The sequence below is a fragment of the Mesorhizobium sp. B2-1-8 genome, assembly GCF_006442545.2.
Taxonomy (GTDB): domain Bacteria; phylum Pseudomonadota; class Alphaproteobacteria; order Rhizobiales; family Rhizobiaceae; genus Mesorhizobium.
This window is the reverse complement of record NZ_CP083952.1, coordinates 2,543,655-2,559,026: the sequence shown is the minus strand read 5'-3', so window position 1 is coordinate 2,559,026 and position 15,372 is coordinate 2,543,655. Positions and strand designations below refer to the sequence as shown.

The 15,372-nt window shown below is 60.1% G+C and carries 20 protein-coding genes; 9 read left to right on the top strand and 11 right to left on the bottom strand.

The genetic code is table 11. From position 1 onward, the window contains the following. Nucleotide 1: 1 nt before the first annotated feature. A complete protein-coding gene (locus FJ970_RS12500) occupies nt 2–385 on the bottom strand; it encodes a cytochrome b (RefSeq protein WP_140760919.1) in 384 nt (127 codons plus the stop codon). A 674-nt stretch (nt 386–1,059) separates the two neighbouring features. Between FJ970_RS12500 and FJ970_RS12495 the strand changes: the two genes are divergently transcribed. The 3 genes from FJ970_RS12495 to FJ970_RS12485 are packed head-to-tail and all read left to right on the top strand — an operon-like array spanning nt 1,060 to nt 3,618. Beyond that, a complete protein-coding gene (locus FJ970_RS12495; protein ID WP_224597077.1) occupies nt 1,060–1,362 on the top strand; it encodes an FMN-binding protein in 303 nt (100 codons plus the stop codon). Between the two features lie 25 nt (nt 1,363–1,387). Beyond that, nucleotides 1,388–2,110, top strand: coding sequence for an FAD:protein FMN transferase (locus tag FJ970_RS12490; protein ID WP_224613395.1), 723 nt, complete (start codon nt 1,388–1,390; stop codon nt 2,108–2,110). Further along, entirely contained in the window at nt 2,107–3,618 is a 1,512-nt protein-coding gene (locus FJ970_RS12485) for an FAD-dependent oxidoreductase (protein WP_140760926.1), read from the top strand. The genes FJ970_RS12490 and FJ970_RS12485 overlap by 4 nt, the downstream gene beginning before the upstream one ends. Nucleotides 3,619–3,625: 7 nt before the next feature. Here FJ970_RS12485 and FJ970_RS12480 read toward each other — a convergent pair whose 3' ends face one another. Genes FJ970_RS12480 through FJ970_RS12470 form a run of 3 tightly spaced genes read right to left on the bottom strand, consistent with a single transcriptional unit; the run spans nt 3,626 to nt 5,960 of the window. Further along, on the bottom strand, nt 3,626–4,969 hold the full coding sequence (locus FJ970_RS12480) for a sensor histidine kinase (protein ID WP_140760928.1): 1,344 nt from the start codon (nt 4,967–4,969) through the stop codon (nt 3,626–3,628). Then, complete coding sequence (locus FJ970_RS12475) at nt 4,969–5,634, bottom strand: response regulator transcription factor (RefSeq protein WP_140760930.1); 666 nt, start codon at nt 5,632–5,634, stop codon at nt 4,969–4,971. Before FJ970_RS12475 ends, FJ970_RS12480 begins: the two co-directional genes overlap by 1 nt. After that, nucleotides 5,634–5,960, bottom strand: a complete 327-nt coding sequence (locus FJ970_RS12470; protein ID WP_140760932.1) for a PepSY domain-containing protein — start codon at nt 5,958–5,960, stop codon at nt 5,634–5,636. Before FJ970_RS12470 ends, FJ970_RS12475 begins: the two co-directional genes overlap by 1 nt. Before the next feature lie 127 nt (nt 5,961–6,087). On the opposite strand from FJ970_RS12470, the gene FJ970_RS12465 reads away from it, so the two are divergent. The 3 genes from FJ970_RS12465 to FJ970_RS12455 all read left to right on the top strand — a co-directional run bounded on the left by FJ970_RS12465 (nt 6,088) and on the right by FJ970_RS12455 (nt 7,787). Further along, entirely contained in the window at nt 6,088–6,360 is a 273-nt protein-coding gene (locus FJ970_RS12465) for a hypothetical protein (RefSeq protein ID WP_140760934.1), read from the top strand. 126 nt (nt 6,361–6,486) lie between these two features. Beyond that, complete coding sequence (locus FJ970_RS12460) at nt 6,487–6,954, top strand: DUF2231 domain-containing protein (protein WP_140760936.1); 468 nt, start codon at nt 6,487–6,489, stop codon at nt 6,952–6,954. Nucleotides 6,955–7,088: 134 nt separating this feature from the next. Further along, nucleotides 7,089–7,787, top strand: coding sequence for a CBS domain-containing protein (locus FJ970_RS12455; RefSeq protein ID WP_140760938.1), 699 nt, complete (start codon nt 7,089–7,091; stop codon nt 7,785–7,787). Here the strand turns inward: FJ970_RS12455 and FJ970_RS33790 are convergent. Together FJ970_RS33790 and FJ970_RS12445 are read right to left on the bottom strand one after the other, a co-directional pair. Further along, nucleotides 7,782–7,931, bottom strand: a complete 150-nt coding sequence (locus FJ970_RS33790) for a hypothetical protein (RefSeq protein WP_181178698.1) — start codon at nt 7,929–7,931, stop codon at nt 7,782–7,784. The two genes, FJ970_RS12455 and FJ970_RS33790, sit on opposite strands and share 6 nt — an antisense overlap. Nucleotides 7,932–8,119: 188 nt before the next feature. Next, nucleotides 8,120–8,389 (bottom strand): DUF6455 family protein, encoded by a 270-nt coding sequence (locus FJ970_RS12445; RefSeq protein WP_140760940.1) that lies wholly within the window; start codon nt 8,387–8,389, stop codon nt 8,120–8,122. Here FJ970_RS12445 and FJ970_RS33590 point away from each other — a divergent pair. Beyond that, a complete protein-coding gene (locus FJ970_RS33590) occupies nt 8,388–8,522 on the top strand; it encodes a hypothetical protein (protein WP_265336223.1) in 135 nt (44 codons plus the stop codon). The two genes, FJ970_RS12445 and FJ970_RS33590, sit on opposite strands and share 2 nt — an antisense overlap. Nucleotides 8,523–8,591: 69 nt before the next feature. Here FJ970_RS33590 and FJ970_RS12440 read toward each other — a convergent pair whose 3' ends face one another. The 5 genes from FJ970_RS12440 to FJ970_RS12420 form a co-directional block, all read right to left on the bottom strand. Further along, a complete protein-coding gene (locus FJ970_RS12440; protein ID WP_140760942.1) occupies nt 8,592–9,056 on the bottom strand; it encodes a group III truncated hemoglobin in 465 nt (154 codons plus the stop codon). A 46-nt stretch (nt 9,057–9,102) separates the two neighbouring features. Next, nucleotides 9,103–9,267 (bottom strand): hypothetical protein, encoded by a 165-nt coding sequence (locus FJ970_RS12435; protein ID WP_181178699.1) that lies wholly within the window; start codon nt 9,265–9,267, stop codon nt 9,103–9,105. Nucleotides 9,268–9,302: 35 nt separating this feature from the next. Beyond that, nucleotides 9,303–9,407, bottom strand: coding sequence for a hypothetical protein (locus FJ970_RS33880; protein WP_415752043.1), 105 nt, complete (start codon nt 9,405–9,407; stop codon nt 9,303–9,305). A 147-nt stretch (nt 9,408–9,554) separates the two neighbouring features. After that, nucleotides 9,555–12,194, bottom strand: coding sequence for a magnesium-translocating P-type ATPase (mgtA, locus tag FJ970_RS12425; protein WP_227792100.1), 2,640 nt, complete (start codon nt 12,192–12,194; stop codon nt 9,555–9,557). Beyond that, complete coding sequence (locus tag FJ970_RS12420) at nt 12,194–13,003, bottom strand: universal stress protein (RefSeq protein WP_140760947.1); 810 nt, start codon at nt 13,001–13,003, stop codon at nt 12,194–12,196. Before FJ970_RS12420 ends, mgtA begins: the two co-directional genes overlap by 1 nt. Nucleotides 13,004–13,196: 193 nt before the next feature. Here FJ970_RS12420 and FJ970_RS12415 point away from each other — a divergent pair, with 193 nt between their 5' ends. Together FJ970_RS12415 and fixJ are read left to right on the top strand one after the other, a co-directional pair. After that, nucleotides 13,197–14,753: a PAS domain-containing sensor histidine kinase gene (locus FJ970_RS12415; protein WP_140760949.1), complete on the top strand. Its 1,557-nt coding sequence runs from the start codon at nt 13,197–13,199 to the stop codon at nt 14,751–14,753. Then, a complete protein-coding gene (fixJ, locus tag FJ970_RS12410; protein WP_140760951.1) occupies nt 14,740–15,354 on the top strand; it encodes a response regulator FixJ in 615 nt (204 codons plus the stop codon). Before FJ970_RS12415 ends, fixJ begins: the two co-directional genes overlap by 14 nt. Nucleotides 15,355–15,372 lie beyond the last annotated feature (18 nt).

Sequence of the window (15,372 nt, the reverse complement as noted above, 5' to 3'; positions counted from 1 at the left end):
GTCACCTCAGGCGTCGTCCAGCCGGTCGCAGCATCCTGACGAGCACGTCCGATTTCATGAGGAAATGCTGCCACGAGGCTCCCACCGCATGGAGGCCGACGACGACGATGATCACCGGCTTGGCGAGTTCGTGAATCTCACCCATCGCTCGAAAGCTGAAATACCAGGCCAGCGCCCCAGTGATAGGCATCCCGAAAATGAAGAGATACAGCAGGAAATGGGCAGCCGCGGCGCCGGCTGCCGGCTCGGCAGCGCGCGAGAACGCCCGGTAAGCCGGCTTGATGTCCTCACCTATCACAAGCTGGACGACGATCAGCACCGCGATGGTCCAATGCAGCAGTATCTGGGGTCCGGTGTATCCGGCCGGCTCGTTGGCAACACGCATCGGCAGCTACCTCGCTAAAAGAGACCCTTCCTACCTCGCTGCTTATGCGACAATCTTGATCTAGGACAAATCTTCTCGCCATCCCGTTGAGCTTTCCACCTGCCGCGACTCGATCTTGGCTGACAGCCAGTTGTCAGCTTGGTCGTGCGATAGTGCATCCGCGGCGAACCGGATGGATCGCCACTGCAAAGGTTCAATGTGGAAACATAATTTCGATGAAGAAGTTTGCGCTGTCGCTTTTCGTGGTCGCTGCCTCCGGCGCCTATGTCTGGGATCAGGCCGGAAGGCATCCGGCAAACGATATGCTCGGCGAGGCGCTGCCGGCCGACGCAGCCGAAGCGCCTTCCGTGCAGCCAAAAGAGCCCCGATCCGCTGCGGCTTTGCCGGTGCTTCGCACTTCGCCGGCACCCCTCGATCTCCGGTTTGGAACAAGGTTGCCGATCTCCGGGGAAACGACAGCTGGCATAGGAGCGCCTGCCGAACGGCCAAATGATCCAGTCAAGCGGACAGTGGTTCCGGTGGCACCACACCCGTCGCCAACGCCAGTGGCACCGTCTGTCGCCGATCCTGCATCGCCAACGCCTTCCTTCGCCGTTACGCCCGCCGTCTACATACCAGTCCCGCAGCCGAGGCCGGCATATCCGGATGCACCAGCACGGGTCGTCCGGGTAGACATGAAGCTCGCCGCAAAGGGCTATGCCGATGGCGTCTACACCGGCCCCACGGCCGATGCCTATTACGGCATCATCCAGATTCAGGCCGTCGTGCAGAACGGACAGCTCACGGCGCTGAAAGTGCTGAAATATCCATCCGACCGCCGCACCTCCGTGAATATCAACAGGCAGGCGCTGCCCATGCTGCGCGACGAAGCGATCAGCGCCCAGAGCGCCAATGTCGATATTATTTCGGGTGCGACGCTAACCAGCAGGGCTTTCATCCAGTCCCTGCGCGGCGCGCTGAAGAAAGCATCGTCGTAGGCCCATGCGCGACACGCGAATTTTGATGGGCATGCCGATCACGGTCGACATCGGTGGCACGTCGGCCGGTGAGCTGGTCGATACGGTCTTCGGCTATTTCGAGCATATCGACCGGCGCTTCAGCACGTACCGGGCCGACAGCGAGATCGCGGCCATCAACCGCGGCGACGTTCCGGTCGTCGACTGGAGCAGCGAGATGATGGAAGTGCTGGCCATTGCCAAGCAGACGAAAAATGAGACGGACGGATACTTCGATATTTGCAAGCCCGACGGTTCGCTCGACCCTTCCGGCATCGTCAAGGGCTGGGCCATCCGCAATGCGGCCGGGATTGTTCAACGGGCCGGCGTCAGTGATTTCTTCATCGAGGCCGGCGGCGATATCCAGTCCTGCGGCAAGAATGCATTGGGCCATGACTGGAGCGTCGGCATCCGCAATCCCTTCAATGCGGACGAGATCGTAAAGATCGTCTATCCCCGCGGTCGCGGTGTCGCAACCTCCGGCACCTATGTCCGCGGTCAGCATATCTACAATCCGCATGGAGTTGGCAGTCCGATCCAGGACATCGTCAGCCTGACCGTGATCGGTGCCGATGTGCTCGAAGCCGATCGTTTCGCCACCGCGGCCTTCGCCATGGGGCGGGACGGCATTCTCTTCATCGAGCAGACGCCTGGCCTGGAGGGCTATCTCGTCGACGCCGATGGCCGCGCCACGCCGACAACCGGGTTCGGAGCCTTTTGCCTGCCATGATCAAGACCATCGACCGATTTCTCGACCACCTGACCATGTACAGGCTGGTCCTCTACTATCTGATGGCGCTGGTCGGCGCAGCGTTCGTGCTCGGCTTCGTCAAGCTGGTGCCACATGATCCGATTGCGCTTGCCTTTACGACAGCGCTTGCGCTAGCCGCCTGCTGGATCACCAACAAGGTCTTTGCGCATGTCTTCGCAGTCCCGGCCAACAACGAGTCCGTCTACATCACCGCACTCATCCTGGCGCTCATCCTCGATCCGGTAGCGATTACGGACATAAAGGGGATTGCGGCGGTGGCATTCGCAGCTGTCTGGGCAATTTCATCCAAATTTATTCTCGCCATCGGCCGGAAGCACCTTTTCAACCCGGCTGCGCTGGGCGTGGCGCTGTCCGCGATGCTGCTCGACCAGCCGGCCAGCTGGTGGGTTGGTGGCAATCTGCCATTACTTCCACTCGTGCTCGTCGGCGGCATGCTTGTTGTCCGCAAACTGCGCCGGCTTGACCTCGTCTCGACCTTCGTTGTCGTGGCGCTGGCGACCATTCTGGCAACCACGGACCCATCGCAATACTGGACCGCGCTTGCTGAGACACTGGGTTCGTCGCCTTTGCTGTTCTTTGCCTTCGTGATGCTGACCGAGCCGCTGACCGCACCGACGATGCTTTGGCCGCGTATCGCCTTTGCCGCCATCGTCGGCTTTCTGTTTGCTCCCAACATCCATATCGGCTCGTTCTATTTCACGCCGGAACTGGCGTTGCTTGCCGGCAACCTGTTTGCCTATGCGGCTGGCCCCAAGGGACGCCTGGTGCTGACCTTGGAACGCATCGAGCGATCGGCCGTCGACAGCTTTGACTTCGTTTTCCGATCGCCAAGCAAGCTCGCCTTCGAGGCCGGCCAGTATCTCGAATGGACGCTTGGTCTCGATCGCGCCGACAATCGCGGCAACCGCCGCTATTTCACGGTCGCTTCGGCGCCGACGGAGGAAACGGTTCGTCTCGGCGTCAAGTTCTATCCGCAATCAAGTGCCTTCAAGCGCGAGTTGATGACCATGAAGCCAGGCAGCACGATTCACGCCGCGCAACTGGCCGGCAACTTTACGCTGCCCGCCCGGCGTGAAACCAAGATCGCTTTCCTGGCCGGAGGCATCGGCATCACCCCGTTCCGCTCAATGCTGCAATATCTCATCGACCGTCAGGAGCGGCGACCGATCGTCATGCTCTACGGAACCGAAGGCCAGCAGGACATCGCTTATCGCGACGTGCTTGACGCGGCCAGGCAGGAACTTGGTATCAAGACGATCCACGCTGTGGCGCACGGTGGCGAGCGCGGGCAATATCCCGGATATATCGACGAGCGCCTGATACGTCTGGCCATACCCGACTACCTTGAGCGCACTTTCTACATTTCCGGCCCGCAGGCGATGGTCAAGGCGCTGCGCCAGAAGCTGTTGGCCATGGGTGTTCGCCGCTCGAAGATAAAGGTCGACTATTTCCCGGGTTTTGCCTGAAGGACACTCAATTGTGTCGCGGCAAGGAAATGGTCACGACCAGACCCGGATCGGCGTTGGCCATGGCAAGGCTTCCGCCGTAGGCTTCGACGATGTCGAAAACGATGGCCAGGCCAAGACCGCTGCTGCCGCCCTTGCTGTCGAGTTGCACGCCGCGCGACAGCGCGGACCCCAGATCGGCATCCGGTATACCTGGGCCATCATCAGCAACACTGACGGTCACCTCGTCCCAGGCGGTGGATGCACCCACACGAACTGACGATTTTGCATAGCGCGCGGCATTCTCGACCAGATTGCCGAGAATTTCTGACAAGTCGCCTTCGTCGATCGGCGCCGTAAGATCGTCCGTGACATCCAGGTTGAACGAAAGCTGCTTGGCGCTTGGTGTCCGTTTGACGACGGCAATGACGCCAGCCGCGACGTCGGACACCAGGCAGGACGCCTTGCCGGAAACGCCGGGTGCAAGGCGCGCGCGCGCGAGCTCCCGCTCGACATGGCGCCGGATCGCTCCGGCGCTCTTTTCGATATCGTCAGCCAGATCCGTCTCGCCTTTCTTGCGCAAAGCCCGGATGTCGGCCGACAGAACTTGCAGCGGTGTCTTGAGGCCATGCGCCAGATCGGTGGCGCGCGAGCGGGCTCGCACAAGCGCCTTTTCCTGGGCATCGAGAAGGCGATTGATCTCGTCAGCGAGCGGCTGCACCTCGCTTGGTGCCGCCACATCGAGCCTCGCGGTTCTTTGCGCGATCACGTTCCTTACGGCGACCCGCAAAGTTTCCAGCGGTGCAAGACCGATGGTAATCTGGATAAAGAACGCAACCATCAGAACTGCCGCGAGCATCAGGAGGGCCGGAGCGAGATCGCGAACATATTCGCTGACAGACACGGCAACGGTGCGATGATCTTCCGCAACGATTGCGCGAAAGGACCGGCCCGAGGCGTCGATTATTGTACGCTCGACCGCAATACTGAGTTCTCCGCCAGGGCCGAGGAACTCTTCGACCGTTCGCAGCTCACCGCTTGCGCTCCGGGCAGGCAACGTCAGCTTGGCGTCCCACAAAGACCGCGAGCGCTCGAGATCGCCAGTGGCGACATTCTCGACCTGCCAGTAATAACCGGACAGCGGATTGGCGAAACGCGGGTCGGTGAGCACGGGGCTCACGACAAGGCGACCATCGCTTGTGAAGCTCGTTGCACCGATCAGTTCGTTGAGGTCGACCGTCAATTCGCCCACCACGCGCCGCTCGACGTGAAGTTCGAACAAATAGCGCAGGCCGGCGCCGGCTATGGCAAGCGCGACAAGAACCGAAATCGTGGCAGCCAGCCACAGCCTGAGGCGGATCGAGTTGCCCATCAGGCGGCATCATCGGGCATCAGATAGCCGAACCCGCGCCGCGTTTCGATGACATCGCTGCCGAGCTTTCGTCGCAGCCGCGCAACGATGACCTCGATCGTGTTCGGATCGCGATCATTCCCTGAATCGTAAAGATGCTCGGCAAGTTCGGTCGGCGCCACCACCCGGCCGGCGTGGTGCATTAAAAACGCCAGTAACCGGTATTCCAACGGCGAAAGCGCAATGGGAATGCCGCGTAGCGAAATGCGCATCTGGCGCGTGTCCAAGACCAGCGGCCCAGACTTCAACACGGGTGCTGACTGACCCGCCGAACGCCGCAGGATAGCCCGCAACCTGGCGAGCAGTTCTTCCATCTCGAAGGGCTTGGGGAGATAGTCGTCTGCACCGGAATTGATACCGTCCACGCGTTCTGTCCACATGCCCCTTGCGGTCAGGATGAGAACCGGAAACCGGCGCGCGTTGGCCCGCCAGCGCTTCAACACCGTCAGTCCATCGAGTTTGGGTAGGCCGAGATCCAGAATGGCGGCATCATAGTTCTCCACGTCGCCGGCAAACCAGGCAGCTTCACCATCCCGCACGATATCGACCACCATTCCGGACGCCTTGAGGGCAGTCTCGATATCGACTGCTATGCGGGGCTCGTCCTCGGCCAGCAGGATCTTCATCAGTCACCCTCTCCGTCCCGCATAATCACACCGGCACCGGCGTCGACGTCGACTGCCTTTCGCCGGCCATCGACGTCGACGACCTGAAATCGGTAGACCCATTTGTTTGCCTTGCGGATCAGATCGACTGCCACGATATCGCCTGGAGCCCGCGCGCGAACGACATCCAGGATACTGGCCAAGCCCTTTATTTCGCCACGCTCGTACAGGTCTCTCGCGCGGTCATGATCGCCATCGTCGTCCTCGTCGGCGCGAGCGGCGAGCGGCTGGGCCAGGACAAGCCCGGCCAGCCCTGCTATCGCCAGGCGCTTCAGAATGGCTCTCATGAACGGTGCATGTCGCATGTCGAAGCTTACAATCTGCTGTCAATCGTCCTCAGCCGGAAGCAAGCAAAGGCTGTCTATCGGCATCGTCGCGTCCAATCATGGCCGCGTCGAGAAGGATATCGAAACCATGCGCAATTCCACGCTTCTGCTGGCGGTATTCGCGGGCCTGGCGAGCTTTGCCCTGCCTGCGGCCGCTGCATCCGACGAAGAGTCATGCGGCGTGCAATCCTCCGGGACGCCGCCCGGGCCGATCGACCTCCAGGCCATACCGATGCAGGACACGACCGCCACGAAAGCCATCAAAGGTATTGGCGATGTCGAATGTGATGGCAACCACCTCCGCGAAAGAGCCGCTCTCGTCGGCGAGGACGAAGGCGATGCTCTCGGAGACGACGACTAAACCTTCCGATGACTGTCCGCGACATCTGTCATTGTCGCCGCGCCCCAGATGACCCCCCGCCCACCGTACAGCTGGCGTCCTGCAAGGCCGCGCAGCTCTCGTCTGACCTCCGGAGATTCTCCCGCTATGATACCAGCCCAGCACATCCATCCCATGCTTGTGCATTTTCCCATCGTTCTCATCTACACACTGGTGATAATCGACATTGTGTTGCTCGCTCACGGCAACGCGGTGACCAAGCGTTCTGGCGCGGGGACGATTTCCGCTTTTGTCGCGCTGGCAGCCGGAGTTTTCGCCATCGGAACCTGGTTCTATGGCGGACTTGCCCTCGATCATGCCGAAGCGGCCGGCTTCAGCAGTGACATAGCAGAGATCCATGAAAGCCTGGGGGGTGTCACTGCGTTCACCTTCCTGATCTGGGGGCTTGCGAGGCTCGCGTTTTGGACGCGAAATCGAGAGTCTCGCATGCTCGCGATCGCCATTCCTCTGGTCGAAATTGGCGGCGCTATTCTGGTCACTGCGACGGCCTATTATGGTGGACTGCTTGTCTACGAACTTGGCGTAAATGTCGCCAAGGCCGCGGTCGCCGGTTGACGAGCACGCGCGCGGCAATCTGAAGCCCCAGCTTTGGGCCATTTTTCTCGACGGCAAAATGATTCAGATCAAGGCTCAACTGCTCATTAGGCATCTAAGAAGCCGGGGAATGGGAATATCTCCGGAGAGCGTACATGCAAGCCGAAGCCATAATGAGCAAGCCAGTCATCTGCACATATCCGTCGGCGTCCATCGCCGAGGTGGCCGGGCTGATGCTGTCCAAAGAGATCAGCGGCCTCCCTGTCATTCGTGGCGACGGCACGTTGGCGGGGATTGTCAGCGAAGGCGATTTCCTGCGGCGAGCAGAACTGGGCACTCAACAGAAGCGCTCGCGCTGGCTGGAGCTGCTGGTCAGCCCTGGAAAAGCCGCCGACGAATATGTCCGAGCCAATGGTCGACAGATCGCAGAGGTGATGTCCGACAACGTCGTCACAGCATCTCCGGCCGCGTGGCTCGCCGAGATCGTGGATCTTATGATGCACCACCATGTCAAACGCATTCCAATCGTGGACAATGGAAAAGTCGTCGGCATCATTACCCGCTCTGACATTCTGCGGGCATTGTTCGGCGCCCTTCCGGACGCCGAGCACGCAGCGGTCGATGATCTACGGATACGACAGAACATCATTGCCGAGCTTGCGACGCAGAAATGGGCCAGCAAAGCGCTGATCAACGTGGCGGTGGAGAAGGGCGTGGTGAAACTCAGCGGCGCCATTTTCGACGAACGCGAGCGTCAGGCAGCCATCGTCGCCGCTGAAAACGTCGCAGGCGTCAGGTTTGTCCAGGATAATCTGTTTTGCGCCGATCCGCTGTCCGTCATCCTCGTATCATAGCCATTCCACCACCGCGCCGGAGTAGGGCTGAATCAAAGGTCCGCGTGGACCGACAAGCGCAATAAATCCTTGAATACCCGCCACGTCGCGATCGAGTTCAGAAAGCTGATCGCGATAAACTTCGAGGTCGTGATCGCCTGCCACTGCAACGGGCTCAATGCCACCGGCCAGCGGCACAAGTGCTGTTAGCGGGCTGCCAGTGTGAGCAGTGGGGTTATAACCCAGAACATCATGGTTCTTCCGACAGGGGCAGAGCCCTGCCCCGCCAATGAACTACCACACATTCGGGATGAGCCGCCTGTCTTCAGTGACCCGGAGGCGAGCGCGACGACCTAGCCTTTGCCAGACACGTGTTGCAGCCGCGCGATCAGGTCGCTGTTGCGGCAATAGGCTGGCGGCTCGTCGGCGTGGTGATGATTGTCAAGCCAGGCCGAGCAGTCGTCTTGATGGCCGCAGGAGCGGCAGCGATTAACGGCCCGATTGGTGACAGCTGCGTGATCCGCGACGACCGTCAATTGCCGGTCGACGCCCAGAGTCCGCATCATGCGATCCATCAGCGCCGTCCTGGCATCAACTGAAATCAGATAGTCGAGAAAGGTCATGTGGCTTCTCCCCGCACGTGTCGCCAATCTTTGCGCTTCCGGCAGCCACATCACATTGATCTCGGTCAACACACGCTGCGTCGGCGTCGCCATTGCGGTGACGCCGAGGCTCTCCAATTTCTTGGTGATCTGAGCCGAGCTGAAGGTCCACGCAAGACTGCAGGTCGTCAGAGCCGGACAGGAGTCGCAGCCACAATCGCGATCAAAGGCTGTCCTCGATGATCGGTTCGATCTGGACTGTGTTCTCGCCTCTGTTGAAGGCGACAGCCAGGCGGAAGCTGTGGGCAATGCGGAGCGCCCGTGCCATGAAAATTGCTGCGACGTCGGGCGGACAGATGCGCTTCACCACCGCCCGAAACAACGTAAGCCAGCGCCGGAAGTGCTCCTCGCCCAGACCGGGAATAACCAGATGCGGCGGCAACGGCCGCCCCGCGTAACGAGAGGTCCGCAACAGTGTGGCCGACCAGAAATCACACATCTTCGCCAGATGCGACGGCCACGCCTCCGCTCTGATGGCTGCATTGAAAACGGGGCCAAGAAGCGGGTCGCGGCGGATTTCATCGTAAAAACCGTGGACGACCTTTCGGATCATCGTCTCGTCGAGAAGCGGGGAAAGCTCGACGCCGTCGACAATGACCGTTGGCTTGCTTCGTTGGATACCATTCATGCGCGCTGCCTCTTGCTATCTATCCTGATGGTCACGGGATGTTCTCCTAGACGAAGGCCATCACCACGGTCCCGCCTGTGACAATCAGAGCCACGCCAAGGATCAGCATCGGCAACAATGAATTGCCGGCCTTTACGGCGCTGGCCGCCTCAGCGCCGTAAACCAGGCCCGGCCACACTTCGATCACCTCGTTGCTCCGGACGTTGTCCATTTTTTGACTCTCTTCCTTTTTCCAATATGACGCCTTCACCAGCTCGAGGTGGGCGCAGGTAGTTCGAGATCATCGTATGTCTGGCCAGCAGCGGGGATTTCGATCCGTCGCTCAACTTTGCCTTCCGAACATCCCTGGATAACCGGAAAATAGAGCGTGCCGCCGACCTTGAGCTCCGAGGACAGGTAGCCGCGAAGACGAATTCGTCATATTCGCCATCGCCGAGATCACCTCCCCTCCAGACGATTTCATTGACGCCTTCACTGAGCTTGGTCCCGCAAGGCAATTCAGTATTGAGAGCCGAGGATTTTCCTGCTTTTGCGAAGCTTCGCAAAAATCGATTTGTATCCTCCGTGCCGGCCACGATCGAAGAACCAGCGCTTGGTCGCCTCCGACGCCAATAGATAGAGTGCAGTGATGACGGCAAGTCCGGCCAGCACCGGCAGCGGCAGAGGTACAAAGCCGAACCATGCCGCGAACGGCAGATAGGGGATCGCGATCGCGACAATTCCGACGGCCAGCGTCAGCCAGGCAAGCAAGGGGCTTGGGCGGCTCGCCCAAAAAGCCCCATGCGTGCGCACTATGAGCACTATGGCGAGCTCCGTCAGCAAGGATTCGACAAACCAGGCGGTCTGGAACGTGGCGGCCGTGGCGTGCGCGAACAGAAGCAGGAAGGCGAAGGTTGCGAAGTCGAACAGCGAGCTCACAAGGCCAAAGCTGATCATGAACCGCCGCACGAAGCCGATGTCCCAGTGGCGAGGCCGTCGCAGTTGGTCTTGATCGACGTTGTCACTGGCTATGGCGAGTGAGGGAACGTCGGAAAGGAAATTGTTGAGCAGGATCTGCTTTGCCAGAAGCGGCAGGAAAGGCAGGAACAGCGAGGCGACGGCCATGCTGATCATGTTGCCGAAGTTGGCGCTGGTGGTGATCGAGATGTATTTCATGGTGTTGGCGAAGGTTTTCCGGCCGTCGTCGACGCCGCGCACCAGCACGGCGAGGTCCTGCTTGAGGAGGATGATATCGGCGGCCTCGCGCGCGACATCGCATGCGGTGTCGACGGACACCCCGATATCGGCCTCATGAAGCGCGGGGGCATCATTGATGCCGTCGCCAAGATAGCCAACGACATGGCCCCTGCTCCGCAGGGCCTGGACGATGCGTTCTTTCTGGTTGGGGTCGATCTCGACGAAGAGATCGGTGTCCTGAACGCCCGCAAACAGCGCGCTCTTGGTCAGCTTCGACAGATCCTCCCCGGTCATGATCCGAGCGATGCGCAAGCCGACCGCTTGGGCAAGATGGGCAGCAACGTAGCGGTTGTCGCCCGTAATGACCTTCACCGCGATGCCGCGACGGGCGAGTTCGGCAAGCGTGTTCTTTACGCCTTCCTTGGGCGGGTCGAGGAAAAGCAGGAAGCCGGCGAAGGCGAGATCGACCTCGTCCTTCCTGCCATAGGCACTTCGGCTTTCAAACCGACGCGTCGCTAGCCCCAGAACCCGATAGCCGTCCGAACTCCAGAGCCGAAACTTCTTGTCGATCGCCGCACGGTGCGCGTCTTCGAGAGGTTCCAGGCCTTTCGCTGTGAGGACAACGCTGCAGGTTTCGAGAACATTTTGTACCGCGCCCTTGGTGATCAGGAGATCGCCGGTGTCCTCGCTCCGCACAACGACGGAGAGGCGCTTGCGAATGAAATCGTAGGGCACTTCGTCCACCTTCGTGAAAGCACCCAATGACGCGTTCCCGCCCGGGGTCCCGGCAACCGCTTCATCCAGCGGGTTCTTCAGTCCGGTCTGCAGGCTGGCGTTGAGCCGGGCCCAAAGAAGGATCTCCTCTGACCGATTGCCATCGACATCGAACCATCCGTCGAGGCGGATCACACCTTCCGTCAGCGTTCCTGTCTTGTCGGTGCACAAAAGATCCATGCTGCCGAGATTCTCGATGGCATCGAGCCGCCGCACGATAACGCCATTGGCAGCCATGGCGCGCGCGCCTCGAGCAAGCGTTACACTGATAATGGCCGGGAGCAGTTCCGGTGTAAGGCCGACCGCGAGTGCCAGCGAAAACAACAGCGATTCAATCAGCGGACGATGCAGCATCAGGTTGGCAAAAAACACCATGATGACAATCGCCAGCATGATCTCTGTCATCAGATAACCAAACAACCTGATCCCTCGGGCAAAACCCGTTTCCGGGATTTGCCGCTCCAGTGCCGCGGCGATGGAAGCGAATTCTGTGCGGGCGCCGGTCGCTGCCGCAAGCACGGTTGCAGTGCCGCTGCGCACGGATGTGCCGGTAAACACCGCATTGTTGCGTTCGGCGACGGAGGCATCAGGGGCTGAATGCCCCGCCATCTTCAAGACGGGGAAGGTTTCGCCGGTCAGCACGGCCTCGCTGACGTTGAAGTCGCGCGCGTCAAGGATGATGCCGTCGGCAGGTATGAGGTTTCCGGCCGACAACCGGATGAGATCCCCCGGCACGATTTCTTCAGCAGAAACGGAGGATTCGACGCCATCGCGCAGCACGATAGCCTTGCGCGAGATACGCTGTTTGAGTGCCTCTGTCGCTCGCGACGCCCCATATTCCTGGGTGAAGCTGAGAACGCAACTCGCCAGTACGATCGCGACGATGATTGTGGCCTCCTGACCTTCGCCGACGAAGGCCGAAACGCTGGCTGCGAAGATCAGGATCAGGACAAGGGGGCTCCGGAACTGGCGAACGAACACGGCAAGCGCCGACGTGCTTGACTTCGACGCCGGAGTATTTGCGCCGTATCTGGCGAGCCGCGAGGCGGCCTCGGGCCCTGCCAGCCCCGACGTGGCGGACGTCGCCAGACGTCGCACGAGCTCCTCGCTGCTGATCGACCAATAGGGTTCTGCGACCGCGGTGGCGGATTGTTGGTCCACGCCAGAGGGCACGATATTCGATGCCATCAGTATGACAGGAAGCGGTTGATGCTGCTCTCTTCGATCAGCGTGCGGGTGACGCCGCCAAACGCCCATTCGCGCAGGCGGCTATGGCCATAGGCGCCCGAGACGATCATGTCGGCATGGATCGAGCGTGCGAATGTCACCAACTGCTCGCCATCGACTTCACCGGTTATCAGTTCCGTCCGGGCCATAATGCCATGGCGCTCGAGATAGACGGCCACATCGGCGAGGCTGTCGCGAACGCTGTCGTCGCCTTTGGCTGCGATCGTGGCGACGACAACCTCATTGGCGTTGGCCAAGAAGGGCAAGGCATCTGCCATCGCCCGCCGCGCCTCCCTGGTATCCTTCCAGGCAACCAGGACCGTTTTGGCGCGGACGTGTTCTAGTTTGGTGCCCGTGACCAGGACTGGCCGGCCGATGCCGAGCGCCAGGCTGCCAAGATCCACAGCACGAAACACGTTGTCTCCCGACTCGCCGGTCACGACAAGGTCGGCTGCGCGGGCGAAAACGCTGAGGAACCGGGTCGGACTGCAGACGGCTTGTCCCCATTCGCTTGTGATCGAAGCCGGAACCAGGCCTTCGAACTCGGCACGCAATTCGGCAAGCCGCTTTTCGATTTCGGTTCGCTGGATTTGCATGACCTCGCCTTCGTAGACCATGCCGTCGCCGGTGGCGACCAAAGGCGGAACATCCGCCGCCGCCAGACCGATGAGATGGGCTCCAAAACGTTGCGCGAGCTCGATACCCACCTTCACGATGGCAGCAGGAGGCGCATCGACGGCAAGGTTCACGATTATTGACTTGTAGGACATTGGACGCACCTTTCACTGAAGCGGTTCGAATGCGCCATGAATTGCATTCAGCGGCGCTGGCTTCCTTGATGCGCGTCAAAGAACCGTCCAATTGCATTTGCAAGCAAATCCATCGGTCTCGTTTCGTTTTGCCTCTGATCGGGGAAGTGATAGTTAGGCTTTCTTTGATGTGTCTCGAGCCTAGGAACCGCAGGTGATCCAAGACGAAGCACTCAGTTTGTCGCCTGGCGGCACGACACTGAAATCACTGTTGTCGCAAATGTTTGATCAGGCTCCGGGATTCATGGCGCTCATACGCGAGCCCGACCATGTATTCGTGCTGACCAATGCCGCCTACCAGCGACTTGTCGGCGACCGGCAAGTTATTGGGAAGTCGGCCCGCGAGGCCTTTCCCGAACTCGAGGGACACCAATTCCTCGAGCGTTTGGACAGTGTGTACTCGACCGGCGAACCATACAGCGGCAAGGGCGTGAAGATCGGTCTTCGCAACAACCGCGATGGGCCAATTGAAGAGCGTATCCTGGATTATGTCTATCAGCCAATCAGGGCCGATGACGGCCGAATAACTGCCATCTTCATTGAAGGCGCGGATGTCAGCGATCTCTCTTTCGCGAATGCGGCTCTTCTGTTGCGCGAAGACCATCTGCGTTCGATCCTGGCGACCGTGCCCGATGCAATGGTGGTCATCGACGAGCAAGGCAGTATCCAATCCTTCAGCACCGCCGCCGAAACGCTGTTCGGTTACCAGTCAGGCGAAGTCGTCGGGCAGAACGTCAAAATGCTGATGCCGGCGCCGTATCGTGGCGAGCATGACGCCTATCTTCATCGTTATCTGGCGACAGGGGAGCGGCGGATCATAGGGCTCGGACGCATCGTGACCGGGATCCGCAAGGATGGCTCAACCTTTCCGATGGAGCTTTCCGTTGGAGAAATGAATCCGGGAACCGGTCGTTTCTTTACCGGCTTTTGCCGCGACCTGACCGAACGGCACCGCGCGGAAGCACGAATACAGGAACAGCAACAGGAACTCCTGCACATGGCGCGGTTTACCGCACTTGGCGAGATGGCTTCGACGCTTGCCCATGAAATCAACCAACCACTGTCAGCCATCACGAATTATCTGAAAGGCAGCCGCCGACTCCTCGAGAACAGCGAGGAAAAGAACGCGCCGATGCTGCGGGATGCCGTGGAAAAGGCGGCCGAGCAGGCCCTGCGGGCAGGAGATGTCATTCGTCATCTGCGCGATTTTGTCGCCAGAGGCGAAAGCGAGCGTCAGGTCGAACGACTGCCGGCGCTGATCGAGGAAGCGTCGTCGCTCGCGCTGGTCGGTGCAAGGGAGATCAATGTCCAGGTCAGCTACACGCTCGATCCGGCCGCGGAACTGGTCTTGACCGACCGCATTCAGATTCAGCAGGTTCTTCTCAATCTGATGCGCAACGCCGTCGAGGCGATGCAAGACGCGCCGCGCCGCGAATTGACAATCAGAACGGTCGCCCGGGACGATGGCATGGCCGAGGTGAGCGTAATCGATACGGGCCCGGGTCTTGCCCCGGAGGTTTCGGCACAGCTTTTCCAGCCATTTGTGACCACAAAGAAGCAGGGCATGGGAGTCGGCCTCTCCATTTGTCGCACCATTGTCGAATCGCATGGCGGTCACATCTGGGCCGAGGCAATGCCTATGGGCGGCACCGCTTTTCGGTTTACCTTGCGCATAGTTGAGAAAGACGAGATCACAAATGGCCGGCAATGACCTAGTGCACGTCGTCGACGACGATCTCGATGTTCGCAAATCTCTCGGCTTTCTGCTGGCGACAGCCGATTTCGCTGTACGCCTGCACGAATCGGCCACCGCTTTTCTCTCGACGGCGACTGGCCATCTCGACGGGTGTATTGTTACCGACGTGCGCATGCCGGGGATAGACGGTATCGAACTGCTGCGGCAACTCAGAACGCGCGGCCATACGATTCCGGTCATTGTCATGACAGGCCACGCCGACGTGGCGCTCGCCGTTCAGGCCATGAAGGAAGGCGCTGCCGACTTCATCGAAAAGCCGTTCGACGACGAGATGCTGATCGGAGCGATCCGCTCCGCACTGGCCAACAGGAACCAAGCGAACGCGGCGCATCCCCAGTCTTTAGATATTCGCACAAGTCTGTCCACCTTATCAGAGCGGGAGCGCCAAGTGCTGGACGGACTTGTTTCCGGTTTGCCCAACAAGACGATCGCGTACGATCTGGGAATCAGCCCGCGTACGGTCGAAATCCACCGGGCCAATGTCATGAGCAAAATGGGGGCGAGCAGCCTGTCACACCTGGTGCGCATGGCGTTGATCGTGGAGTCCAGACCCTAGCACTACTTTGGCAGATTT

Coding starts and splice junctions, on each gene's coding strand:
- FJ970_RS12470 (WP_140760932.1), bottom strand. CDS start 5,960: ATGAGAGCCATTCTGAAGCGCCTGGCGATAGCAGGGCTGGCCGGGCTT.
- FJ970_RS12480 (WP_140760928.1), bottom strand. CDS start 4,969: ATGGGCAACTCGATCCGCCTCAGGCTGTGGCTGGCTGCCACGATTTCG.
- FJ970_RS12455 (WP_140760938.1), top strand. CDS start 7,089: ATGCAAGCCGAAGCCATAATGAGCAAGCCAGTCATCTGCACATATCCG.
- FJ970_RS12475 (WP_140760930.1), bottom strand. CDS start 5,634: ATGAAGATCCTGCTGGCCGAGGACGAGCCCCGCATAGCAGTCGATATC.
- FJ970_RS12460 (WP_140760936.1), top strand. CDS start 6,487: ATGATACCAGCCCAGCACATCCATCCCATGCTTGTGCATTTTCCCATC.
- mgtA (WP_227792100.1), bottom strand. CDS start 12,194: ATGGCATCGAATATCGTGCCCTCTGGCGTGGACCAACAATCCGCCACC.
- FJ970_RS12445 (WP_140760940.1), bottom strand. CDS start 8,389: ATGACCTTTCTCGACTATCTGATTTCAGTTGATGCCAGGACGGCGCTG.
- FJ970_RS12435 (WP_181178699.1), bottom strand. CDS start 9,267: ATGGACAACGTCCGGAGCAACGAGGTGATCGAAGTGTGGCCGGGCCTG.
- FJ970_RS12495 (WP_224597077.1), top strand. CDS start 1,060: ATGAAGCTCGCCGCAAAGGGCTATGCCGATGGCGTCTACACCGGCCCC.
- FJ970_RS12490 (WP_224613395.1), top strand. CDS start 1,388: ATGGGCATGCCGATCACGGTCGACATCGGTGGCACGTCGGCCGGTGAG.
- FJ970_RS12485 (WP_140760926.1), top strand. CDS start 2,107: ATGATCAAGACCATCGACCGATTTCTCGACCACCTGACCATGTACAGG.
- FJ970_RS12440 (WP_140760942.1), bottom strand. CDS start 9,056: ATGAATGGTATCCAACGAAGCAAGCCAACGGTCATTGTCGACGGCGTC.
- FJ970_RS12420 (WP_140760947.1), bottom strand. CDS start 13,003: ATGTCCTACAAGTCAATAATCGTGAACCTTGCCGTCGATGCGCCTCCT.
- fixJ (WP_140760951.1), top strand. CDS start 14,740: ATGGCCGGCAATGACCTAGTGCACGTCGTCGACGACGATCTCGATGTT.
- FJ970_RS12500 (WP_140760919.1), bottom strand. CDS start 385: ATGCGTGTTGCCAACGAGCCGGCCGGATACACCGGACCCCAGATACTG.
- FJ970_RS12465 (WP_140760934.1), top strand. CDS start 6,088: ATGCGCAATTCCACGCTTCTGCTGGCGGTATTCGCGGGCCTGGCGAGC.
- FJ970_RS33590 (WP_265336223.1), top strand. CDS start 8,388: ATGTGGCTTCTCCCCGCACGTGTCGCCAATCTTTGCGCTTCCGGCAGC.